The organism is Deltaproteobacteria bacterium, assembly GCA_016178705.1.
Classification (GTDB): domain Bacteria; phylum Desulfobacterota; class Binatia; order HRBIN30; family JACQVA1; genus JACOST01.
Genome location: JACOST010000008.1, coordinates 36,431 through 57,739, shown reverse-complemented (window position 1 = coordinate 57,739; position 21,309 = coordinate 36,431). Strand labels below are relative to the sequence as shown.

Below are 21,309 nucleotides of genomic sequence, written 5' to 3'. Positions count from 1 at the left end.
TTTGCGTTCAAGTGAAGAGACGCTCGCAGCCGGTACCGGCGACCAGCGCATCGACTACCGGGCGATCTTGCACGGCAAGTGCCGCGTAGCCGTCGCGCAGCCAACGCAGGCACTTGCCCTGATAGGGGAATGGCCGCTGAGTCCACGGCCGATCATCGATGACACACTCGACTTTCTCCGCCCCACGTTCGAGAGCCGTGGCGTTGGCGAGCAGGAACGGAACGTAGACGCGGCCGACCTCCGCCAACAACGCGCGCAGCGTGTCCGGCACAGCATCGCGCGGCGTCCAGTCGTGTTCGTCGGGCTCGAGACCGGAAAGGTCCTCTGTGACGTCAACCCACGCCACGACGCGCGGCGCGTCCTGGTGCGCAATAGCTGCGGGCGTCGGATCGAAACCGACTAGCTGCGTGAGCTGGCCGAAGAGGCCGAAGTCGGACGATGCGGGGCGACCTCCAAAGAGAAATCGCGAGTGAGTCAGATGCGCGTCGAGCAATCGCAGCAGACGAACGTAACTCTCCTCGATGACGGGCGCGGTGACCTCATTCGAGCCGACGACCCGCAAACGCTCGATCTGGCGCTCGGCGAACATCTTGCCGTTGGCGACAGCGTCGCTCTCCGGTTGATTGGTGCGGAACCAGCGCGGCAGAATCGCGGCGGCGTTTGCAATGTCGGCGGCGAAGGCCCAGCGGTAGTGAAACATCGCCTTCGTGAGCCACTCGTCGGCGTAGTCCTCCAGCAACGCATCGATGAAGGCGAGCGCGCGATCGGGTGGGATCACCGAGCGACTGGGATAACGTTTCTCCAGATCGCGGATGAGCGGCGTCGAGTCCGTGCGCGCTTCGAGCGTACCGTCGGGGCCAGGCAAGATGAGCTGCGGCAGCAGTTGCACGTGCGGCTGCGGCAACCCACGGCATTCCGGGGAACCTTGATTGACCCAGGCATGAGGAATGCGGCGGTAGCGGAGCACCGCGCGCAGCTTCCGGCTGTACGGCGAACCGGGAGCACCGACGATACGAAGCGGTTGATCGACCATGAGGATCACCTCCTACTCACCGCAGCTTGGCCACGAGGGCGAGCACCATCTGCTCCACCGCGGCCTGGGCCCGCTCCCGGCTCAGGCGTTGCTCGACGCGCAGCCGATCCCACGCTTCGAATGACAAAGCGAGATCGAGCGCGTTGATGAGATCGGCCGGCGACCGGCGCAGCTCCGGCAGCCAACGCCGGAGGTCGGCGCGGAGCTGCCGTACCAACAGCGCGTGACGTTCTTGCAAAAATGGAGATTGCTGTCGCTTCAGGTTGCCGGAGCGCTTGAAGGGCGCGATGCGCTCGAACAAGGCCGCCCGTTGTCGGACCAGCGCACGCGCCCGCTCCTCGATCCGGCCCTCCGGTCGACCGCCGAGCAGCAGGGGCAGAGCTTCCGCCTGCAGTCGCGCGTCCATCTCCGCGAACAGGCTCTCCATGTCGGAGAAACGGCGGAACACGGTACGAATGCCCACGCCAGCGCGCACTGCCACTTGTTGCGCCGTCGGGGCGACGCTGCCCTCGCCAACGAGTTGCAGCAGCGCTTCGACGATCGAGTGCCCACTGCGCTGGGAACGCCGCACGCGTCCGTCGGTCGCCAGATGGTGTGGAATCTTCGTCAATGTTGCGACTGTGGCCATCGTGCTGTGTGCTCTCTGTCTGAGGCGACCCTGCAGCTCAGTTGCAGCAATCTATTGACACATCGTATGACAGTATGTCAAGGGTGGGGCATCGATGGATGGATCAGGCCCGCTGGTGAGGGAACGAGGAGAAGACGATGCGTCGAGTGATCTTCTGGGTGATCGGGATCGGTTTAGCCGCAGGAGCGGTTGGCGCCATCGGTGTGCGGGTACCGGCGGTGCAGGACTTCGTCATGCGGCGGGTGATTGCCCGACGGATGAGTGCGCCGCCGACGACACTGCTCGGTGACGACGCGCTGCGCGTGCTGCTCTGCGGCACGTCGTCGCCGATGCCGCATCCGACGCGAGCCAAAGCGTGCGTGGCCGTGTTCGCCGCTGGCCGGTTTTGGGTGGTCGACACCGGACTCGGCTCGTGGAATCGGCTCGCGCAGTGGCAGGTCGATGGGCGCAACATCGGCGGCATTCTCCTCACGCACTTTCACTCCGACCACATCGGCGAATTGGGCGAATTCAACCTGCAGACCTGGGCCGCGGGCCGTCCCGGTCCGCTTCGCGTGTTCGGCCCTCCGGGAGTCGAGCGCGTCGTAGCGGGCTTCACCGAGGCGTACGCCCTCGATTCGGGCTACCGCACCGCGCATCACGGCGCCGCGCTCCTCCCGCCCGACGTCGGGCGCTTGGAGGCCGTCGTGATCGCGGGACCGGCCGAGGGCGCGGGACCGACCGTCGTGGTCCGAGAGGGTGGTCTCACCATCACCGCCTTCGCGGTGAATCATCAACCGGTGAGTCCGGCCTATGGATATCGCTTCGACTATCAAGGCCGCTCCGTCGTTGTGAGCGGCGACACGGTGAAGGACGCGGGCTTGATCGCCGTGGCCAAGGGCGCGGATGTCCTGGTCCACGAAGCGCAAGCCAACCACATCGTCGCCATGATGCGCGAAGAGGCCGAGAAAACCGGCCGCACGCGCATCGCAAAGATTCTGCACGACATCCCCAGTTATCACACGTCGCCCGTGCAAGCGGCGGAGGCTGCCAACGAGGCGGGCGTGAAGTTCCTAGTGCTGTACCACCTGACGCCACCACCGCCGGTCGCGCTAGTCGAGCGCGCGTTCGTGCGCGGGATCGACGCCGTGCGCCCGCGTGACTGGGTGCTCGCGGACGACGGTCTGCTTGTCACGCTGCCGGTCGGGTCGAATGCCATCGACGTGGGCCGGATCGATTGATCGGACGGGGTCGATCGACAAGCGGTAATATTGACACCACTACTGCCAGTTCATTAGCGAGGCGGTCCGCGGGAGGCACAAAACGTGATGCGCTCAACACTCCGAATCGCCACGATCGTGATGGGTGCCGGTTTCACGTTGCAAGGTGTCGGCTGGCTCGTCGTTCCGGGCCGAGCCGCCGCCACCCTCGGCATGCCCGCTCTCGATGGCCTCGCGCGCAGCACGCAGTTCGGCGACTTCGCCGCGTTCTTCATGACGCTTGGCGTCAGTATCCTGGTCGGGACGCGTCGCGGCCACGCTCGCGTGCTCCATTTCCCTGCCGGTTTCCTGGGTAGCGCGGCGTTGTGTCGTACCATGGCGTGGGCGGTTCACGGGGCGGCGTTCGCCACTGCATTCATCGTGGTGGAGATCGTCGCGAGTCTGTTTCTGCTCGCCGCGACCCGACGAGTGGAGAGTTAACTGCGGATCCGAAGAAGGGAATTCACCACAGAGGCACAGAGAACACAGAGAGCCAGATCTGAGAGTTATTGATCAGGCGAGAAGAGTATCATTTCCGATGACGTTGCGTACGGAAGCCGCTATCCACTTGACTCCCTGTGGCAAGCCCCTGTGTCGTCGGTGCCTCTGTGGTTCCTCATTTCCTATCGAGGGCCAATGAACAGCGACCCCGCTCGTCCACTGCGCGTGTACGGCTCCGAGATATCGTACTTCACGGGCAAGCTCGAAGGGTACCTGCGCTACAAGGAAATTCCCTACGAGCGCATCGCGACGACGCGACGCCATTGGCAACGCATCATCCCCAAAGAGACGGGTGTGGCGCAGATGCCGGCGGTCGAGTTGCCCGACGGACGTTGGATCACGGACACGACGCCGATCATCGACTGGTTGGAGACACAGTGGCCTGAGCCGGCCGTCATTCCGCGGGATCCGCTGCAAGGCTTCGTGAGTCGTCTGCTCGAAGACTACGCCGACGAATGGCTGTGGCGACCGGCGCTGCACTACCGTTGGAGCTACCGCGGCGATGCGCTCCTCTTGAGCCGGAAGATTGTCGACGAGATACTCGCGGATCTTCCGCTGCCTGGCCCGCTGAAACGATTGGCCATTCGTCTGCGGCAGCAGCGCGGCTATGTGCGTGGGGACGGCGTGACGGCCTGCACGCGCTCGCACGTGGAGGACGTGTATCTGAAAACCTTGGCGCACCTCGAAGCCATTCTCGCCACGCGCCCGTTTCTATTCGGCGAGCGGCCCACGCTGGCCGACTTCGGATTCTTCGCTTCCATGTTTCGTCACTTCGGTCTCGACCCGACCCCGTCGGCGATCATGCGGTCCCGCGCGCCGGCCGTGTGGGAGTGGGTGGCGCGGGTGTGGAACGCGCGCGCCAGCCGTACGCGCGGAGCGCTGTCGAACGGCATCCCGAACGAATGGGGTCCGATCCTCGACGAGATCGGTTCGGCGTACTTGCCCTACCTCTGCGCCAACGCGGAAGCGTGGAAGGCGAAGCAGCGTCGCTTCGACGTCACGATACAAAGTGTGCCCTACCAAGACTTGCCCACGTCGCGGTACCGCGTGTGGTGCTTGGAGCGACTTCGTGTTCACTGCAACGCGCTCGCTGAGGCAGCGCGCCGCGAAGCCCGCGCGCTGCTCGAGCGACACGGCTGTTGGGAGCCGCTCTGGCGCGTGGTCGATCCGGATTCGGGACACGACCCCGAGGGGCGCGCACCGTTCGCGCACGGCATCAACGTCTTCTGAAGTCCGACGAGAAGCGTGTCGATCAGGACCGACCGTGTGATTCATGGATACGCCACCGTGCGCCATGGGGATGATCTTCTGATGCAGGCCGACGACCGTTGGGTTCTGTGGGGCTCGGAGCTGTCGCCGTTTGCGCTCAAGGTCGAGGCGCTCCTGCGGTTCGCTCGTGTTACGTTTCGGTGGCTGCCCGCGTCAGGCAACTTCTTCGACGCATTCCGCCTCGATCGTCGTCGCCGCCGAGTCGTCGCTGGTCGCCTTCCTCTCACCTGGCCACGGACGACGGAACTCGACGAGTTCCCGCTGGTGCCGTTCTTGTTCGGCCCCGCCGGAGAGAACCTCTACGACTCCTCCGCGATCGCACTCTGGCTCGACCGGCGACACGCGAACTCGATCGAGTACGCTCCGCTGCTCCCGACAACGGATCCGGCGCTCCGCTTCGCGATACGTCTCATCGACGAAGCGCTCGACGAAGTAGGGCTCTACCTCGTCCATCACAACCGCTGGGTGGTGTCGGCGCGCGACAACGATGCCGGTGCGCGCTTAGCGCGCGAGATGCGGCCGCGGTTGGGTCCGCTCGCTCCGCTGGTCGGCCACTTCTTTCCGGCGCGGCAGGTGCGCCGTCTCCCTTATCTCTTCAGTGTGGCGCCGGCCGATGCTGGACGCTACGACGATCTGCCGGTACGCTTGCGCCCACCCACACGTGCCGGTGTCCCGCCGACGCACGACCTGTTGGAGCAGGCGTTTTCGGAGTTGCTGACGACGATCGAGCCGGTGTTGTCGCACCAGCCGTATCTCTTCGGCGCGCGCTTCACACTTGCGGATGCCAGTCTCTACGGACAACTCGGCATGAACCGCAGCGATCCCAGCGCCCGCGCGTGGATCTCGCGCGATGCACCGGCGACGCAAGCGTGGATCGATCGTATCGCGCAGGGCGACTTCCACGAACATCGGCGGGATGGCGAGCTGTTCGTCGATGGCGCGCTCGCGCCGCTGCTCGATTGGATCTGCCGGACGTTCGTGCCCTTGATGCGGCAGAACCACACCGCTTGGCAGCGCCATCGGGCAGCCGGCGAGACGCGCTTCAATGAAGCGGCGTTCAACGCCGGTCGCGCGCTCTACGACGGCACCCTGCTTGGCCGGCCGTTCCGCAGCGTCGCCAAGACGTTCCAAGTGCGCGTCTGGCGCGACCTGCGCGCGGAGTGGGACGCACTCGGCATGAACGATCGGGCACGGCTCGAAACCCTGCTCCCCGCAGCGCACGGGCTTGACCGCGACGGCTTGATGGTGTCGACGCAACACCCACGGCCGTCCGCTCCGATGGCCAGGTTCTGATAGAATCGCGCCAGGAAGCGAGGTGACGATGACGAAACGCGGAATCCCGATCGAGCTCTACTATTGGCCCGGCATTCAAGGACGCGGTGAGTTCGTGCGTCTGTCGCTCGAGGACGCGGGCGCCGCCTACATCGACGTTGCGCGCGAGCGGAAGAACGGACTGCAATCCATGATACGCTTCATTGAAGGCGGGGAGCCGGGTGCGTTGCCGTTTGCGCCACCGTTCGTGAAAGTCGGCCCGGTCGTCGTAGCGCAGACCGCGAACATCCTCGCCTACCTCGCACCGCGGCTCGGGCGGGTACCAGCCGACGCGGCGCTCCGTGCAGAGGCGAGTCAGATCCAGCTTACGTTGGCGGACTTCGTCGATGAGATCCACGACACCCATCATCCGATCGCCGGCAGCCTCTACTACGAAGACCAGAAGGGCGCGGCGAATCGACGCGCGCGAACGTTCGTGAAGGAGCGGATGCCGAAGTACCTCGGGTGGTTGGAGAAGGTGCTGGCGCGCAATCGAAAGAGCGGCGGGCACTGGCTCGTTGGGTCCGATCGCACGTACGTCGATCTGTCAGCATTCCAGATCGTCGAGGGGCTGCGCTACGCGTTTCCGAATGCAATGGCGCGACTCGAGCCGAAGGTTCCGCGCGTGATCGCGCTGCGCGATCGCGTGGCGGCGAGACCTCGCATCGCGGCGTACCTCAAATCGAAGCGGCGCCAGCCCTTCAACCAAATGGGCATCTTCCGCCACTACCCCGAACTGGATGCGCCGTCGCTTTCCAGTTCGCCCTGAGGAGGCGCGAAGCGCCGTCTCGAAGGGTGCTGCACTCTTTCAACGGCGGCAAGCCGAGGCGCGCTGGTCTCACTGACGTACGGTGAGTTCGAAGCCCCCCTCGAACGGGAGGGTCACCGTGCGCAGACTGTTCTTCGGGTCGTTGACGAACTCGAAGTACTCGCGATACGCGTCTCGAAATTGCGTGGTGTTGTCGCACACGATGATCGCACCCGGGCGCAACGCGGGCGCGACGAGTTCGAGTGCGGGGCGGGCCATCGGCGTCCAGATGTCGATCAACATGAAGTCGACGGGGCCGCCGACATCCTTCAGCGTCTGGCGTAAGTCGCCTTCGCGGAGATCGATCCAGTCCGACAGTCCCGCCTCGGCGAAATGGCCACGCGCGATCTTCGCCTTTTGCGGCTCGTGCTCGGTACCGATCACCAACCCCGCACCGCCGTCGTCGTGCACGTTGTCGCGTACGGCGGCGGCGAGGTAGAGGCTAGAGACACCGAACGAGGTTCCTGCTTCGACGATTCGCTTCGCGCGGAGCGCACGGCAGAGCTGGTAGCAGAGTTCCGCCTTGTCGCGATCGAGCGCGATGAACTTGTCGCTCATGAACCGGTGCGTGTCCTCGTCAAATCCGCTCCAGTCAAGCGTGCCCTCTTGGGCCTTCTTCATGAAGTAGGACACGACCGTTTCGTTTTGTCCTGTGCTCAGCGCGTGCAGGCGGTCGAGCAGCGCTTCGAGACGCGGATCGTTCACCAGTCCCATCGGTGTGGCTCCTCTCCTGAACGCGCCGGACTCGACCGCCCCAACGCGATCTTCGAAAACCTAACGAGGCTTCACCTCAGACGCGGCGAGACGCCTCGCGCGTATCCCTTGTCGCGGATCGTAGATCGTCCCGATCAAGGCGATACGCGATACGCGATACGCCGTTCTCAGCCTTCCTTCGTCGGCAGCGAGCCGATGTAGTCCATCTTGCCGAGGACGACGCCGTTGTGACGCAGGATCGCGTACGCCATCGTCGCATGGAAGAAGAAGTTCGGCAGCGCGACGTGCACGAGGTAGTCGTCGCCGCGCAGCCACTTGCCGCCGAGCCACGGTGGCGACACCTTCCGCTCTTCGGCACCGACCAAGTCCTTCGCCTGCACGGTTTCGAGGAAGCTGAGGCACTTCTGGACCCGTTGCCGCAGTTCGGCGAACGTCTTCTCCGTGTCCGGATGGGACGGCGCCGGCTTGCCGCTCAGGTAGGCGGCCGCGTACTTCGCCTGGTCGCAGCCGGCCTGCACCTGTTGGACGAACGCGAACTGATCCGGCGCCAGGCGCGCCTGGACGAGCACGTCGACCTCGAACGGTTTCGCCTTCGCGTACGCGGCGGCCTTGTCCATCCACTGGTCGAGGTTCTGCAGCGTCTTGGCGAACGACCGAATCGCATCGTTGTGGTTCATGTGGGCCTCCTTTTGTGAGCACCGGACGATAGCTCACTGCGTATCCTCAAGCGACACCCCCCGAGGCGTTCAGAGCGTCGCCCGCCACTGCGCCCGACTCATCACGCGAGTTTGGGCGCCGTCTACCGGGGGCACTCTAACCGCCGGCCATGGCCCCGATGATCAGAAACGGTTCGACTCCCGTTGCGACCTTGTCGGGCAGCGGCGCGTCTGGTGGTTCGTGCGACAGATCCTCCTCGCAGGCGAAGAATCGTACGAACGGGCGGCGCTGCTGCGTGACCTGGTCGCGGATCGTTCCGCGCAGCATCGGGTAGCGGGCTTCGAGTGCGTCGAGGAGCGAACGCTGCGTGACGACACCCGCGACGTCGAGCTGCACCTCGCGATCGACGCGGGCCAGCTTGCGCAGATGTGCCGGGAGCATGACCCGGATCACTTTGGTCCCCGGTCCCTGATTCCTGGTTTCTGGTTCGTGAGGATCGTTCATGACTTCAGGCCCTCAAAACTATGGACCGTGGACCACGGACCAGAAACCAGGGACCGCAACATCGAGGGATCATCGCAGTGTCTGGACCTCGACGGACAACACGGGCGGGAGATCGCGGACAATGGGAGCCCAGCTGTCTCCGCCATCGGCTGATGCGTACACCTGCCCGCCAGTGGTGCCGAAGTACACGCCGCACGCATCGAGTGAGTCGACGGCCATCGCGTCGCGCAACACGTTGACGTAACAGTCGCGCTGCGGAAGTCCTTTCGTTAGCGCCTCCCACTCATTTCCGCCCGTGCGGCTGCGGTAGACGCGCAGCTTGCCCTCGGGCGGATAGTGCTCCGAGTCGCTCTTGATCGGGACGACGTAGATGGTTTCCGGCTCGTGCGCGTGCACGTCGATCGGGAATCCGAAGTCGGTCGGCAAGTTGCCGCTGACTTCTTGCCACGACTCGCCGGCGTCGTTGCTGCGCATGACGTCCCAGTGCTTCTGCATGAACAGCACGTTCGGACGCGATTGGTGCATGGCGATGCGGTGCACGCAGTGGCCGACCTCGGCGGTCGGATCGGGGATTTGTTCGGACCGTAGTCCCCGGTTGATCGGTCGCCACGTCTTGCCGGCGTCGTCGCTGCGGAACGCGCCCGCGGCCGAGATGGCGATGAAGATGCGTTCGGGATGGCTGGAATCCAGCAAGACTGTGTGCAGGCACATTCCGCCGGCGCCCGGTTGCCATTTGGATCCTGAGCCGTGGCCCCGCAGTCCGGGAAGTTCCTGCCACGTCTGGCCGCCGTCGATCGTGCGAAACAACGCGGCGTCTTCAACCCCGGCGTAGACGGTATCCGGATCGGCGAGCGACGGTTCGAGATGCCAGACGCGCGCGAACTCCCAGGGGTGCGCCGTGCCGTCGTACCACTGGTGCGTGCCGGTGACGCCGTCGTATGCGAACTGGTTGCCCACCGGCTCCCAGGTTTTGCCGCCGTCGTTGGAGCGCTGGATCAGCTGCCCGAACCAACTGCTGCATTGCGACGCGTACAGCCGCATCGGGTCGGCGGGTGATCCTTTGAGATGATAGATCTCCCAACCCGCAAAGTGCGGACCACTGACGTCCCATCGTTCGCGCTTTCCGTCCGCCTCGAGGACGAATGCGCCCTTACGCGTGCCAACGAGTACCCGTACCCGACTCATCCTTCACTCCCTTCTACGCTTCGCGCCGGTCTTCGCCGGCCGCTTCTTCACGCTATCGCTCCACCACCAACCCGCGCCGTTGCGGGTGGTTCCGCTATGATGTCGCACGGGCCGGCTCCAGATCGACATACTCAAGAAAAGAATTCCGCGCCGGTTGTCGATTCTGGGCTCCCCCGAACGAGTATCTGGTGTACCCAGCCCTTGGACCACGGCGAGGATGGAGATATCAAGCGGCCACAACGTGTTCGATGAGCAACCCGTCGTCGGAGCGTGCGAGTAAAGGAGACCTGCATGAAGTATATGTTGCTGATCTACGAAGACGACGCGGAGCGGGTGGCGAACATGGATACGCGCATGCCCACCTGTGCCGCCTACGCCGAAGCGATGAAGAAGGCGGGCATCTATGTGATTGGGGAACGCCTGCGAGCGATGTCGACGGCGACCACAGTGCGCGTGGCCGACGGTAAGACCCACGTGGTTGATGGACCCTACGCCGAGGCCAAGGAACAGCTCGGCGGATTTCACATCATCGACGTGCCCGATCTCGACACCGCCCTTGCGTGGGCAGCCCGCTGCCCGAGTGCGAGTCGTGGTAAGGTCGAAGTCCGCCCGGTCTGGCCCAGGTAACTCGGTTCGTTGAATCCTATCGGAAGAAAGAGGCGGCTGCTTCTCCGGGTTAAGCGGAGTGATGCGATGCCGAGAGCGGACGAAGGCGCTGCCCGCGACGCCGCCGAAGCGGTAGCGCGGCGAAGCTACGGCAAGCTCGTCGCCTTTCTGGCGGCCCGAACCGGCGACGTCTCTGGAGCGGAGGATGCGCTGTCCGATGCCTTCGCGGCCGCTCTCGTCGATTGGCCGGCCAGCGGCGTTCCCGATACTCCCGAGGCGTGGCTGATGACGGTAGCGCGGCGCAAGCTGATCGATGCTTCCCGGCGCCGGCGCAGCCGGGTAGACGCGACCGATCATCTCCGATTGATGGCCGACGAGATCGAGGCCGCCGCAGGAAGCGAAACGAGGATGCCCGACGAGCGACTCGCGCTGATGTTTGCCTGTGCCCACCCGGCGATCGACGCCGGCATCCGCGCGCCGCTGATTCTGCAGACCATCCTGGGGTTCGACGCCGCTGCCATCGGCTCGGCGTTTCTCGTCTCGCCCGCGACGATGGCCCAGCGATTGGTGCGCGCGAAGAATAAGATCCGCCACGCCGGCATACCGTTTCACGTGCCCGAGCGCAGTGAACTCAGTGGGCGGCTAGACGCTGTGCTCGAGGCGATCTATGCCGCCTTTTCCGAAGGCTGGTCGGAACCCGCCGGCACGGAAACCCGACGCCGCAACCTCGCCGAGGAAGGGATCTGGTTGGGTCGCCTGGTTGCCTCGCTGTTGCCGGACGAGCCCGAGGCGCTGGGTCTGCTCTCGCTGATGCTCTATGCGCAAGCGCGGCGCGACGCACGGCGCGACTCGCGTGGCGAATACGTGCCGCTCGCGGATCAGGACCCGACCATGTGGGACACACCGCTGATCGAGGAGGCCGAAGCTCTGCTCGCGCGCGCCAGTACCTTGCCCGGGGCCGGTCGTTACCAACTCGAAGCCGCGGTGCAGTCGGCCCATGTTGTCCGCCGGCTCACCGGCCGCTCAGACTGGGCCGCTATCGAGCGCATCTACGACGCGCTCCTGGTGATGACCGGCTCGCCGGTGGTGGCGATCAATCGGGCTATCGCGGTCGCCGAGACGCGCGGTCCCGCCGCCGGTCTCGCGGCGCTCGATACGGTCTCGGACGATCCGCGACTCACCAACTATCAACCCTATTGGGCCGCGCGCGCCGGACTGCTGGCGCAGACGTGCGACGTGGCAGCGGCCGATGCCGCCTACGAGCGAGCGATCGGCTTGGAAGCCGATCCCGCTGTCCGCCGCTTCCTGCAGCGACGCCGCGCGGAGCGGCGCGAACGACCAGTGGACCCAGCCGGCTCAGCGTGAGGCGGCCGGAGTTCCGTCACACCGGTGCGGCCGGCGCACTGGCCGCGACACTGACGCAGCGAAACGAGAGGCCGCGCGCGTCGGCGGCAAGCTTAGGTGCGAATAGCGCAGGTGAGTGAGATCACGACGCACGGCGCTCTAGGTGGGCAGCGTGAACCAGAATGTGCTGCCCTGACCCATGGTGCTGCTGCAACCCACGCCACCGCCGAGCTTCTCCGCGATCCGTTGCACGATCGATAGGCCGAGCCCGTGGCCTTCCGATCGTTTCGGGTCGAGACGCGTGAACTCGGTGAAGAGCTGGCGGCGCTGCTCTTCGCTCAATCCGGGCCCATTGTCGCGTACCCAGTAACGCACCATCCGATCGCCTTCTTCGGACGCCCCCAGCTCGACGTGCGGCGGTTGGCCACCGTATTTGATCGCGTTGGAGATGTAGTTGGTCCAGATCTCCTCGACCCAGACCGGATGGCTGACGGCAGCGGGCCAGCGATTGCCACGTTCGATCTCGGCGTGCGACTCGGCGATCGCGGCCGACAATCGGCGCAGCGCGGAGTCGACTATGTTGGCCATGTCGATGGCCTCGACGTCGACTTCATCCAGCGTGCGCAGTTGCGCGAAGCGAAGAAGGGCGTCCACGGTCGCCGTCATTTGTCCGCACACCCGCTCGGCATTCTGCAAGTACAGCGACGACGTGTCGCTGACGCGCTCGCCGCGCTGGCGAAACGCGTCGATGGCATCGATCACGGAGGCGAGCGGGTTCTTGAGATCGCGCGCGACCGTCTGCGCATAGGCATCGAGCTCGCGGACGAGCTGTGCGCGCGCGGTGATATCATGCGCGACGATCAATCGGCCGCGCGATGCGCCGTCTTCCCCGTGGACGATCGACGACGTGAGCTCCAAGACCGCTCCGCTCTCGCCACCGAGCGTGGTCTCCATTGGCTGGCCGTCACTGGTTTCGATCAATTGCTTCACGCTGCCCCAGAACGGTAGCATCTGTTCGGCCGGTCGGCCCGGTGTCCATCCGTGTTGGAGTCCCAGCAGGCGCTCGGCGGCGGGATTGAGATCCACGACGCGCAGCGCCGGGTCGAGCACGATGACTCCGTCGTCGAGCTGCGCGAGCAGCAGACTGCGCGCCACAGGCATGACGTCGAGGAGACCGAAGCGAAACGTGGACAGTGCGAACAAGCTCACGGACCCGACCACTGCGATCGGAGTGAGGTCAACTCCGGGAGCCGTCGGAGAGACGAGAAAGAGGTTCACGAAAATGGGGATCAGCGCCCCCGTGACCAGCGCCGCGATTTGCCGCGCGTAGACGCTCGGCGATCCGACCGCGCTGATCACCAGCGCGAGCATGCCGGCCAAGGGCAGGGCGCAGGCCGTGTTGCGGAAAATCCAGAAGAACGCGGGCCCCGATTCGAGCCACGGGACATGCGCGTCGCCGAAGGTGAGCCACCGCTCACCCGGCCACAAAAGATGATGATACGGATTGGTGACCATAAGGAGCAGGTTGATAACAATGGCCACCATCACCGGGACACGCGCCAGCTCCCACCAGTGCTCTCGGCGGGCGTGGATGCAGGCGAAGCGGAAGAACGAAACGCCGGCCATGAGGATCAAGGGCCATGTCGCGCACTTCACGATCACCTCGATGGCCGGGAGATCGACGACGTAGTTGAACAAGTCGAATGCGGTCCAGAGAGCCCCGGTGAAGAGTGTGAGCGCCAGCCAGCTCGTCCCGGCCTGTTGGCGACGCGCCCACGTGTAGAGCGACAAGACCAAGGCGCCGATCGTGGCGAGCCCAAGCACCCACGGCACCAGCTCGTAGACTTTTTGCTCGAGCATTCAGCCTGCTTATCGGGCGCCGCCGGTTTGCACAAACTCTCGAGCGGCTGCTGGCGGCGGGTCGGAGTGCCGTTGGTTCGGACGCCCATTCGTTGCGGTCGCGCTTGCACTTCTGCCCGTGCCGCAGAATAAAGGGACCAGCTCCATGCTGAACCTCGCACAGGCAATCCCGCCGATCCTTCTAGCTGCGACCGGCGGGTCGTTTTGGCTGGCGTGGTACTTCTGGAAGAACCGCGGTCAACCGGGTGCGATCTGGTTCGGCGGCTGCCTGCTGTCGTGTGGGCTATGGACCTCGCTCGATGCGCTGTCCTTTCTCCTCGACGTTCCCCCGGTTCAAGAGCTTGCACGTCGCGCGGCCTGGGCCGTCATCTTGAGTGTGACCGTCTGCTTCTTCCGCTTCGCCTGCATCTATGCGCAGCGGACGCGGTGGTGGCGGGTGGTTCGCGCGCCCGTCGTTGGCGCGCTGGCGGGCGAGATCATGTTGATGGCGACGAATGCGTATCATCATCTCATGTGGCAACCGTCGGAGTGGACCGATATGGGATTCGTCCGAATTCCGGCGCTGGTGCCGGGCCCAGCGTTCTATTGGCTACATCTGCCGCTGACGTATGGCCTGATCCTCGGCGGGGTTGCCGTGCTCTTCGCCCACACCATCGGGTCGCCAACCTTCTACGTGCGGCGGACCGTCCTGCTGAGCCTCGGCATGATGGCGCCGCTGATCGTGAACCTGTTCGTCGTATCGCGGCTCACACGCGGAATCGACCTGACGCCCCTTGCGCTGCTCGTGACCTTCGCCGCTGTGGCCTGGGTCACGTTTCACGACCGCCTGCTCGATGTCATGCCTGCGGTGCGGAGTCTGCTCTTCCAACAACACCGTGACGCGGTGATCGTGCTGGACGAGGCGCTGCGCGTTATCGACGCGAACCCCGCCGCTCGCCTGCTGCTCGGCGACGAAGGAGCACAAGGGGCGTTGGCGGCTGCGCTGCTCCCCTTCTGGAGTCAAGTGCGGGAAGTGGTGGAACGAGGCGACGGCGACAGTATCGAGATCGCCCACGACGGGCACGTGATCGAGATCAGGTCGCTGCGGATTCGGGATGAAACCCGAGCGACGATCGGGCGGCTGGTTGCGCTGCACGATGTCACCGAACGGGCCCGGCTCATTCGCGAGCTCGACGCCTACGCGAGGACCGTGGCGCACGATCTGAAGAATCCGCTGACCGCCGCCGCCGGTTACCTCGAACTGGTAGGCATGATGGAACCGCAACTGAACGAGGAATCCGCTCGCTCCCTCAGCCGCGCCGAGGAGGCATGCCACCAGATGGCGCGTATCATCGATGATCTGCTCCGGCGCCGATCGGTACCGCCACCGGCGAAGTGAGGACTGCGGCGAGCGTGTCGTTGCCCCTGTGCGCGCCACCAGGGCCATGGCGTACGGATGCTTCTTGCTCCTTGCAAATGGAAGGTTCATACTAATCATATGAAAGCCCATACAGTCCACGCCCGGATGCTGGTGAAGGCCCATGCCAAGGGTCTGCCGCTGCGCGCCGGGGAGGCGGCGGCACGAGTTAAAGCAGGCCTGCCGGTCGCTGAGCTGGATGCCCTGCGCAAGCTGCTCGGCCTCACGGTGGAGAACCTCGCCGCGCGGATCGGCCTCTCGATCGCGACGCTCTCCCGCCGCCGTCAAGGCGGCCAGCGCCTCGACGCCGGCCACAGCGACCGGGTGCTGCGCTTGGCGCGGCTGTTCCGTCTGGCCACCGAACTGCACGACGGCGACGAGGATGCGGCGCGCGCTTGGCTGAGCAAACCCGCCCGCGTTCTCGACGGTGAAACGCCTCTCGATCACGCGCAGACGGAAGTCGGCGCGCGCGAGGTCGAGAATCTCATTGGCCGCCTGGAGCACGGCGTGTACACCTGATGCCGCAGTTGTGGCGCGTTGTGAAACGCAAGCACGCGGCCACGGCATTCGACGGCAAAGCGGCGCAGCGCTTCGGTGGGCGCTGGAACTCGCCTGGTCGTCGGGCGGTGTATGCGAGCGCCACGAAGTCGCTCGCCGTGCTGGAGGTGCTTGTGCATCTCGACGTCGGCCGGCCGCTCCCGCGTCTGGTCGCGTTCACGTTCGATGTCGATTCCAAACTAGTCGATCGCCTGGCCGCCGGGCGGTTGCCGCGACACTGGCGCACGTCACGCGGGCTGCTGGCGACGCAGCGGATCGGCGACGAGTGGCTCGTGTCCGGCCGCGCCCTGGCGCTGGCGGTACCGAGCACCATCGTGCCGGAGGATTTGAACTACGTGCTCAATCCCGCCCACCCCGCGTTCGGGCGCCTCAGATTTGGGCGATCGATACCGTTTCTCCTCGATCCGCGCTTGGTGAGCTGACCCGTCGACGGGTTCACACTGGCGGCAGGCGTCCCGCCGCGCGTTCGCGTCGGAGGAACTCTCCTGGCGTCAACACCGGCAACCCGTAGAAGCCGGTTTGCATAAAGCTGCCGAAGTCGGCGCGGTCCAGCGTGAGCAACAAGTCGCTGAACGCCATTGCAGTGAAGAGCACCGGACGATCCTTCGCGGCGACCCTCTTCACGTGAACGTGAACGCTGAGCAAGGTTTTGGAGGAAGGTTGCGTTCGTTGTGATCGGGCGTAGCATCTGACGACCATGCCAACGGCACGAAGGCACCATTACCTTCCGCAAGCGTATCTCGCCGGGTTCACCAAGTCTGGAACCATCGACGGGCGTTGCTGGGTTCTGGAGGTCCAAACCGGCAAACGTTTTGTGGCATCTCCGAAAAATCTCGCGGTCGAAAGGGATTTCAATCGGATTGAGATCGAGGGAGAGCGCCCGGATGCCCTTGAGCAGGCGTTTTCGGAACTTGAGGGGCACGCGGCAGCAGCCATTCGCAGAGCCGCCGACGCTGGCTCTTCTCCGCAGGGTGACGACTACGACAACATCATCAACCTCATTGTCCTCATCGCGGTGCGAAACCCACAAATGCGAGAATCGTGGAACCAAGCGAGGGCACAGCAGGCACGTTTTGTTGCCGAGTTGCTCGTGTCCAAGAAGACGGTCTTTGACCATGTCGTCGCGCAGGCACGTGAAGCGGGGTATCTATCGGAAGCGGCTTTACAAGTATCGTACGAGCAGGCGAGACGGTTCATCAAGGGTGGTCAGTACGACATCGTCTGTCCACGGGCTGGGAATCAGTTGGTGGAGCTTCAGGCTTTCGACAACCTCCTTAAGCTGTTCGCTCGACGGTTGTGGTCTCTGTGCCTCGCACCTTCTGACGGTCCCGAGTTCGTGTGCTCAGATCATCCGGTGACGTTGAGATGGAAGGAGCCGGGAATGCGTGCGCCAATAGGCTTCGGCTTGCCGAGCACGGAGCTGTGTGTCCCGCTGAGCCACAAGATCGGACTCTACGGCGTGTTTGAGGAAGGACTTCCACCGGTCGTTCACCTGACCGAGCAGGGTGTCGCGGAGTTCAACAACCGGGCTGCATCAAACGCAAGTCGCCATGTGTTCTCTGCGACTGAGACCTTCGCGTTGATACTGAATGGCAAAGTCACGGAATCCAGTGCTGTGTTCGGGAGACCGAGCGGAACGGTCCCGCTAGGAAGCCCGGCGTAATGCGGGGTCAACCCTTGAAGGTGGAAATAGGCAGCTCCAACGCGCGTCCAATCTCGCCCCGTCTCTCCCGAGTGCCATCTGCGCAATTGTCTGGTGACCGCGTACGGACCGACCTGAGACTCTCGCCCCGATCTCTCGCTGCCCGAGCCCGCAGCCTTCCCACGCCAGCGGCGGCGCGCTTGACGGGTTGCGACGGCCTGCGACATGTGGGAGTCGAAGGACGAACGAGCGGTGGTGAGGCTCGGAGAGTTCCTACACTGGCAACGTTCTCAGCTCTGCGGAGAGGCCGGACAAACGTGACGGGTCCTAAAGACATCTGCTTGTCTCTGATTGTTGCTCTGGCACTCTCCCCTGCGGGATGTTCGCTGCTGCTCGCATCGAGGAGCGGGTCCGCGGTGGAACGCCGGGAACCTTCCGTCGACGAATCACTCCGTCCCCAACTCGACCGTTTTCAGACGGCTCTCGGGACTCGCGTGACTGAGCGGCAAGTCGAGTCGAGCAGCGATGAGTTGAAATTGTTCACTGCGGCATTCGTGGCCACGGTGAACAACTATGTCGACCGCGTCGATCCCGCCAAGCTAGTCGATGGCGCAATCGCGGGAATGGATATCGATCCCGCCACCGCGAAGCGCAGCGATAGCGAGTCACTGGTGGAGGCAGGGATCAGCGGAATGTTGTCGTCGCTAGATCAGAACAGCGTCTATCTGAGTCCTGAGGTCTACCAGGACCTGCAGGTGGACAAACGTGGGCGATTCGGCGGAGTTGGGCTTGAGATCACGATACGGGACGGAGTGGTCACCATCGTATCGCCGATAGAGGAAACGCCTGCCGCCCGCGCGGGGCTGCGACCGGGTGACCAACTGCTTGCGATCGGTGACGTGTCGACTGAGGGCCTCAGCCTTGTCCAAGCCGTCCGTCGTCTGCGGGGTCCGGTCGGGACCCAAGTATTGGTCACCGTCCAGCATGCGGGTTCTTCGGACGTGTTGGCCCAACCCCTCACGCGAGAAGCGATTCGGTTGCGCAGCGTAACGTTCTCGCGTGTCAAAGAAACCTATGGCTACATCCGCATCTCCCAGTTCTCGGAGCGCACCGGCACGGATGTCGAAGGCGCGCTCCGTTCGTTACAACAAGAGGGTTCGTTGGATGGCCTGGTGCTGGACCTGCGAAACGACCCCGGGGGCCTCGTCTCGCAGGCAGTGAGGGTTGCCGATGTCTTTCTCGATGCGGGCCTCATCGTCTACACAGAGGGCCGCGCTCAGGGCCAGAACCAGAAGTACTACGCCCGAAAGGAAGGCACGTGGTGCGACATCCCGATCGCGATCCTCGTCAACGGGGGAACCGCTGCCGGCAGCGAGATCGTGGCCGCCGCCCTACAGGCGCACAAAAGGTCGGTACTCGTTGGGACGCGCACCCTCGGTCGTGGCACGGTCCAGACAATCATCCCCATCGGAGAGGCTGCCCTGCGTTTAACAACTGCTCGTACCTACTCACCGACAGGATCCTCGCTCGATAGCGGTGTGCAGCCCGATTTGTTGATAGATGCCGACCCCGCGATGGGTTTCCCTTCCGTCCAGGACCCGGTGGTCGCTGCTGCACTTCGCCTGCTCTCAGGTTCCGACGTCCAGTGATGCTCACAATCGCGGGCCAAGAGTCCCGCCATGACGAGGACGCCGACCGCACACGGTGAGGTTGTGAGGGAGCGCTTCGATCCCTTCCGCCCAGGTCCCATCGAAGAGCGCCACGCCGCCGCGGCGACAGCGGCAGGAAGCTCCGGTGGCGCGCACGAGCGCGGGGCCTTGGTTCGTCGCCAGTCGCGACGGCGTGTCGCGACGGCGTTGACGCCTCCGTGCCGTCGCGTTACTGTCCAGCAGACCAGAATTATGGTCGATAGGGAACTGCCATGACGAAGACGCTGCCGATCTCTGCTGTGAAGACCCATCTGCCCGCGCTTTTGAACGGCGTTACCGAACGTGAGGATGAGATTGTCGTGACGCGGAACGGAACGCCGGCGGCGGTGATCCTCAATTACGCGGAGTACGAGCGATTCAAAGAGACGCTCGACGTGCTCTCCGATCCCGACCTGCTGCGCCAGATCCAACGCAGTCGCGCGTTCTACGCCAAGGGCGGTCACGGGTTGTCCTTCGACGAGGTGTTCGGTGAGTCAGTGCGGCCGCGCGTGAAGCGCCGCCGCTAATGCGTCTGCTCGCGCCGGACATTCCGCCCCACGTTAGCGACGTCATTCGTCGTCTTCCGCCGGACGTGAAGCACAGCGTCAAACAGGCGATCCGCGCGCTTGCACAGAGTCCTCAGATTGGCGCGCCGCTGATCGGAGAACTTGCCAGCCTCTGGAAGTACCGGGTGCGGCGCTTTCGGATCGTCTATGAGGTGGATCGAGCCCACCGCGCGCTGCGCATCGTTGCTGTGGGCCACCGCGCAGTGATCTACGACGAATTGAGCCAGTCGGCGAAGCGGAAACCGAGCGAACAACCCGGTTGACAGCGCTTCTCGAGATGTGCGGAGATCATGACTAGAAGGTCGAAGCGTGTTCTGCTCGGGCTCGCCGGAGTGATGCTGGTGTCCAGCGGCGGCTTTTGTGCGCTCAATCGATTAGCCTTCGGGATTCCGGCTTTCTATCTCTGGAAGGCCGTTTCGCGCACGGCGCACGGTGGTCGATATGCGGAGATCAACGGTGTTCGCATCTACTACGAAACGTTTGGCGCCGGGGCGCCCGTGCTGGTGCTGCATGGTGGCACCGCGTTCCATGAGTCCATGCACTACCAGATCCGCGCGCTCGTGCAGTCTCATTTCGTCATCGCACCCGACAGCCGTGGGCATGGGCGTTCGACCGATGGGGAAGAGCCGCTGAGCTATGCGCGGATGGCCGACGACATGCTGAAGCTCCTCGATGACCTGCAGGTCGGCAAGGCGGACATTGTCGGCTGGAGTGACGGGGGAATCATCGGTCTCGACCTCGCGATGCGTCATCCGGAGCGCGTCGGCCGTCTCGTCGCGATCGGCGCGAACTACAACGTGACCGGGGTGGAGCATCTGCCCCCGGCCGATGCGTCCCCCGATGCAGCGGAGGTCGCGGACCTGCGCGACTTCTACGCGCGTGTAGCTCCCGATCCCGCGCACTGGCCGATCTTCTATCGCAAGGTCGTGGCCATGTGGCGATCGCAGCCCAGCTACACCCTCGATGACCTTGCACAGATCAAAACACCGACGCTCGTGATGGCTGGTGAGTTCGATGACATCAAGCGCGAACACACGGACGCGCTCGCGAAGGCTATCCCCGGCAGCCGAAAGTACATCGTCAAGGACGCGACCCATCTTGCGCCGCTCGAACAGCCCGATGCCGTGAATCGTGCGATCGGCGAGTTCCTTGGTTCGTCAGATCGATGATGATGATGAAATGGAAGAACGGGTCGCTGACGGAGCGCCAGAAGAAAACCATCCAACGCAAAGTCGCCAAGGCGCAGAGGCGCAAGGGGTTGAGTCACGGCGCCTCCTGCTCAGTTGCGCACTCGACAGAGGAGGTTCACGACGATGATCAAGGTCTGGCTTCCGCTCGGACTGCTCTATGCCGGGTTCCTCTTCTGGTACGGCGGCTGCGGCGCGCCGCTGTCCGCCGACGAGCTGCAACGGATCGATGCACGAATGGAGGCCGCGATTCCCGCTCCCGAGGCTCGCGCTCGCCTGAGCGAGTTCGCGCGCACGGACGACGGGCGCGAGTTCTTCATGGTCAATCTGAACCGCTATCGAGCCGAGCCTCGTTACGCCGACGGCCGTGAAGAGAGTGCCTTGCGCCTTTGCGCCTTGGCGACTTTGCGTTGAGTTCTTTCCCTCGGATCGAGATCGGCGCCCTTATGAGCCGAGATCAAGACCCTTCAGCCCACCCGCGGCGCGCCACTCGTGTAGGATGCGGAAGAATTCCACCGAACCGCCGCCGTAGAAACCGTTCTGACCGCTACGCTCTCCCGGCTTGCCTTCGTTTGTAGTAGGCCGGCAAATTGACTTCTCTCCGGGCGTCGGCA

General features: G+C 64.4%; 24 protein-coding genes. 16 read left to right on the top strand and 8 right to left on the bottom strand.

The genetic code is table 11. The features are described 5' to 3' along the window. Positions 1-7: 7 nt before the first annotated feature. Complete coding sequence (locus tag HYR72_03590; protein ID MBI1814038.1) at positions 8-1,033, bottom strand: glutathione S-transferase C-terminal domain-containing protein; 1,026 nt, start codon at positions 1,031-1,033, stop codon at positions 8-10. A gap of 16 nt (positions 1,034-1,049) precedes the next feature. Next, the gene (locus HYR72_03585; protein MBI1814037.1) at positions 1,050-1,661 is read right to left on the bottom strand and encodes a TetR family transcriptional regulator; all 612 of its coding nucleotides are present in this window, start codon (positions 1,659-1,661) and stop codon (positions 1,050-1,052) included. A 137-nt stretch (positions 1,662-1,798) separates the two neighbouring features. On the opposite strand from HYR72_03585, the gene HYR72_03580 reads away from it, so the two are divergent. The 5 genes from HYR72_03580 (at position 1,799) to HYR72_03560 (ending at position 6,749) form a co-directional block, all read left to right on the top strand. Further along, the gene (locus HYR72_03580) at positions 1,799-2,881 is read left to right on the top strand and encodes an MBL fold metallo-hydrolase (protein ID MBI1814036.1); all 1,083 of its coding nucleotides are present in this window, start codon (positions 1,799-1,801) and stop codon (positions 2,879-2,881) included. Positions 2,882-2,968: 87 nt separating this feature from the next. Further along, on the top strand, positions 2,969-3,340 hold the full coding sequence (locus HYR72_03575) for a hypothetical protein (GenBank protein MBI1814035.1): 372 nt from the start codon (positions 2,969-2,971) through the stop codon (positions 3,338-3,340). 195 nt (positions 3,341-3,535) lie between these two features. Further along, complete coding sequence (locus HYR72_03570) at positions 3,536-4,630, top strand: glutathione S-transferase family protein (protein MBI1814034.1); 1,095 nt, start codon at positions 3,536-3,538, stop codon at positions 4,628-4,630. A 15-nt stretch (positions 4,631-4,645) separates the two neighbouring features. Next, positions 4,646-5,962 carry a glutathione S-transferase family protein gene (locus HYR72_03565; GenBank protein MBI1814033.1) on the top strand — a complete coding sequence of 439 codons (1,317 nt, stop codon included), beginning with the start codon at positions 4,646-4,648 and terminating at the stop codon, positions 5,960-5,962. A 43-nt stretch (positions 5,963-6,005) separates the two neighbouring features. Further along, the gene (locus tag HYR72_03560) at positions 6,006-6,749 is read left to right on the top strand and encodes a glutathione S-transferase family protein (protein ID MBI1814032.1); all 744 of its coding nucleotides are present in this window, start codon (positions 6,006-6,008) and stop codon (positions 6,747-6,749) included. A gap of 69 nt (positions 6,750-6,818) precedes the next feature. On the opposite strand, the gene HYR72_03555 is transcribed toward HYR72_03560, so the two are convergent. From HYR72_03555 to HYR72_03540, 4 genes are all read right to left on the bottom strand, one after another. Next, on the bottom strand, positions 6,819-7,502 hold the full coding sequence (locus HYR72_03555) for a class I SAM-dependent methyltransferase (GenBank protein ID MBI1814031.1): 684 nt from the start codon (positions 7,500-7,502) through the stop codon (positions 6,819-6,821). A 167-nt stretch (positions 7,503-7,669) separates the two neighbouring features. Next, positions 7,670-8,179 (bottom strand): DUF1993 domain-containing protein, encoded by a 510-nt coding sequence (locus HYR72_03550; protein MBI1814030.1) that lies wholly within the window; start codon positions 8,177-8,179, stop codon positions 7,670-7,672. A gap of 136 nt (positions 8,180-8,315) precedes the next feature. Next, entirely contained in the window at positions 8,316-8,612 is a 297-nt protein-coding gene (locus HYR72_03545) for a MoaD/ThiS family protein (GenBank protein ID MBI1814029.1), read from the bottom strand. 120 nt (positions 8,613-8,732) lie between these two features. Next, the gene (locus tag HYR72_03540; protein ID MBI1814028.1) at positions 8,733-9,848 is read right to left on the bottom strand and encodes an exo-alpha-sialidase; all 1,116 of its coding nucleotides are present in this window, start codon (positions 9,846-9,848) and stop codon (positions 8,733-8,735) included. Between the two features lie 291 nt (positions 9,849-10,139). On the opposite strand from HYR72_03540, the gene HYR72_03535 reads away from it, so the two are divergent. After that, entirely contained in the window at positions 10,140-10,475 is a 336-nt protein-coding gene (locus HYR72_03535) for a YciI family protein (GenBank protein MBI1814027.1), read from the top strand. A gap of 66 nt (positions 10,476-10,541) precedes the next feature. Beyond that, positions 10,542-11,819: an RNA polymerase subunit sigma-70 gene (locus tag HYR72_03530; GenBank protein ID MBI1814026.1), complete on the top strand. Its 1,278-nt coding sequence runs from the start codon at positions 10,542-10,544 to the stop codon at positions 11,817-11,819. A gap of 138 nt (positions 11,820-11,957) precedes the next feature. Here the strand turns inward: HYR72_03530 and HYR72_03525 are convergent, their stop codons facing one another. Further along, positions 11,958-13,658, bottom strand: a complete 1,701-nt coding sequence (locus tag HYR72_03525; GenBank protein MBI1814025.1) for a PAS domain-containing protein — start codon at positions 13,656-13,658, stop codon at positions 11,958-11,960. Positions 13,659-13,803: 145 nt separating this feature from the next. On the opposite strand from HYR72_03525, the gene HYR72_03520 reads away from it, so the two are divergent. The 3 genes from HYR72_03520 to HYR72_03510 all read left to right on the top strand — a co-directional run bounded on the left by HYR72_03520 (position 13,804) and on the right by HYR72_03510 (position 16,034). Next, positions 13,804-15,036 (top strand): PAS domain-containing protein, encoded by a 1,233-nt coding sequence (locus tag HYR72_03520; protein MBI1814024.1) that lies wholly within the window; start codon positions 13,804-13,806, stop codon positions 15,034-15,036. Positions 15,037-15,135: 99 nt separating this feature from the next. After that, positions 15,136-15,573 carry a DUF2384 domain-containing protein gene (locus HYR72_03515; GenBank protein ID MBI1814023.1) on the top strand — a complete coding sequence of 146 codons (438 nt, stop codon included), beginning with the start codon at positions 15,136-15,138 and terminating at the stop codon, positions 15,571-15,573. Next, on the top strand, positions 15,573-16,034 hold the full coding sequence (locus HYR72_03510) for an RES family NAD+ phosphorylase (protein MBI1814022.1): 462 nt from the start codon (positions 15,573-15,575) through the stop codon (positions 16,032-16,034). The genes HYR72_03515 and HYR72_03510 overlap by 1 nt, the downstream gene beginning before the upstream one ends. A gap of 13 nt (positions 16,035-16,047) precedes the next feature. On the opposite strand, the gene HYR72_03505 is transcribed toward HYR72_03510, so the two are convergent. Further along, entirely contained in the window at positions 16,048-16,206 is a 159-nt protein-coding gene (locus tag HYR72_03505; protein ID MBI1814021.1) for a hypothetical protein, read from the bottom strand. 103 nt (positions 16,207-16,309) lie between these two features. Here HYR72_03505 and HYR72_03500 point away from each other — a divergent pair, with 103 nt between their 5' ends. From HYR72_03500 to HYR72_03475, 6 genes are all read left to right on the top strand, one after another. After that, positions 16,310-17,275 (top strand): DUF4238 domain-containing protein, encoded by a 966-nt coding sequence (locus tag HYR72_03500; GenBank protein ID MBI1814020.1) that lies wholly within the window; start codon positions 16,310-16,312, stop codon positions 17,273-17,275. A 509-nt stretch (positions 17,276-17,784) separates the two neighbouring features. After that, the gene (locus HYR72_03495; GenBank protein ID MBI1814019.1) at positions 17,785-18,903 is read left to right on the top strand and encodes a S41 family peptidase; all 1,119 of its coding nucleotides are present in this window, start codon (positions 17,785-17,787) and stop codon (positions 18,901-18,903) included. Between the two features lie 272 nt (positions 18,904-19,175). Then, the gene (locus HYR72_03490; GenBank protein ID MBI1814018.1) at positions 19,176-19,469 is read left to right on the top strand and encodes a type II toxin-antitoxin system Phd/YefM family antitoxin; all 294 of its coding nucleotides are present in this window, start codon (positions 19,176-19,178) and stop codon (positions 19,467-19,469) included. Continuing rightward, complete coding sequence (locus HYR72_03485) at positions 19,469-19,771, top strand: type II toxin-antitoxin system RelE/ParE family toxin (GenBank protein MBI1814017.1); 303 nt, start codon at positions 19,469-19,471, stop codon at positions 19,769-19,771. Before HYR72_03490 ends, HYR72_03485 begins: the two co-directional genes overlap by 1 nt. Before the next feature lie 69 nt (positions 19,772-19,840). Further along, entirely contained in the window at positions 19,841-20,677 is an 837-nt protein-coding gene (locus HYR72_03480) for an alpha/beta hydrolase (GenBank protein MBI1814016.1), read from the top strand. Between the two features lie 144 nt (positions 20,678-20,821). Then, positions 20,822-21,109, top strand: a complete 288-nt coding sequence (locus HYR72_03475; protein ID MBI1814015.1) for a hypothetical protein — start codon at positions 20,822-20,824, stop codon at positions 21,107-21,109. Positions 21,110-21,309 lie beyond the last annotated feature (200 nt).

Excerpts from the sequence above, each read along its gene's own strand:
- HYR72_03555 (MBI1814031.1), bottom strand. The coding sequence starts at position 7,502 with ATGGGACTGGTGAACGATCCGCGTCTCGAAGCGCTGCTCGACCGCCTG.
- HYR72_03540 (MBI1814028.1), bottom strand. The coding sequence starts at position 9,848 with ATGAGTCGGGTACGGGTACTCGTTGGCACGCGTAAGGGCGCATTCGTC.
- HYR72_03500 (MBI1814020.1), top strand. The coding sequence starts at position 16,310 with ATGCCAACGGCACGAAGGCACCATTACCTTCCGCAAGCGTATCTCGCC.
- HYR72_03575 (MBI1814035.1), top strand. The coding sequence starts at position 2,969 with ATGCGCTCAACACTCCGAATCGCCACGATCGTGATGGGTGCCGGTTTC.
- HYR72_03550 (MBI1814030.1), bottom strand. The coding sequence starts at position 8,179 with ATGAACCACAACGATGCGATTCGGTCGTTCGCCAAGACGCTGCAGAAC.
- HYR72_03590 (MBI1814038.1), bottom strand. The coding sequence starts at position 1,033 with ATGGTCGATCAACCGCTTCGTATCGTCGGTGCTCCCGGTTCGCCGTAC.
- HYR72_03525 (MBI1814025.1), bottom strand. The coding sequence starts at position 13,658 with ATGCTCGAGCAAAAAGTCTACGAGCTGGTGCCGTGGGTGCTTGGGCTC.
- HYR72_03585 (MBI1814037.1), bottom strand. The coding sequence starts at position 1,661 with ATGGCCACAGTCGCAACATTGACGAAGATTCCACACCATCTGGCGACC.
- HYR72_03490 (MBI1814018.1), top strand. The coding sequence starts at position 19,176 with ATGACGAAGACGCTGCCGATCTCTGCTGTGAAGACCCATCTGCCCGCG.
- HYR72_03530 (MBI1814026.1), top strand. The coding sequence starts at position 10,542 with ATGCCGAGAGCGGACGAAGGCGCTGCCCGCGACGCCGCCGAAGCGGTA.
- HYR72_03510 (MBI1814022.1), top strand. The coding sequence starts at position 15,573 with ATGCCGCAGTTGTGGCGCGTTGTGAAACGCAAGCACGCGGCCACGGCA.
- HYR72_03475 (MBI1814015.1), top strand. The coding sequence starts at position 20,822 with ATGATCAAGGTCTGGCTTCCGCTCGGACTGCTCTATGCCGGGTTCCTC.
- HYR72_03580 (MBI1814036.1), top strand. The coding sequence starts at position 1,799 with ATGCGTCGAGTGATCTTCTGGGTGATCGGGATCGGTTTAGCCGCAGGA.
- HYR72_03570 (MBI1814034.1), top strand. The coding sequence starts at position 3,536 with ATGAACAGCGACCCCGCTCGTCCACTGCGCGTGTACGGCTCCGAGATA.
- HYR72_03535 (MBI1814027.1), top strand. The coding sequence starts at position 10,140 with ATGAAGTATATGTTGCTGATCTACGAAGACGACGCGGAGCGGGTGGCG.
- HYR72_03515 (MBI1814023.1), top strand. The coding sequence starts at position 15,136 with ATGAAAGCCCATACAGTCCACGCCCGGATGCTGGTGAAGGCCCATGCC.
- HYR72_03485 (MBI1814017.1), top strand. The coding sequence starts at position 19,469 with ATGCGTCTGCTCGCGCCGGACATTCCGCCCCACGTTAGCGACGTCATT.
- HYR72_03520 (MBI1814024.1), top strand. The coding sequence starts at position 13,804 with ATGCTGAACCTCGCACAGGCAATCCCGCCGATCCTTCTAGCTGCGACC.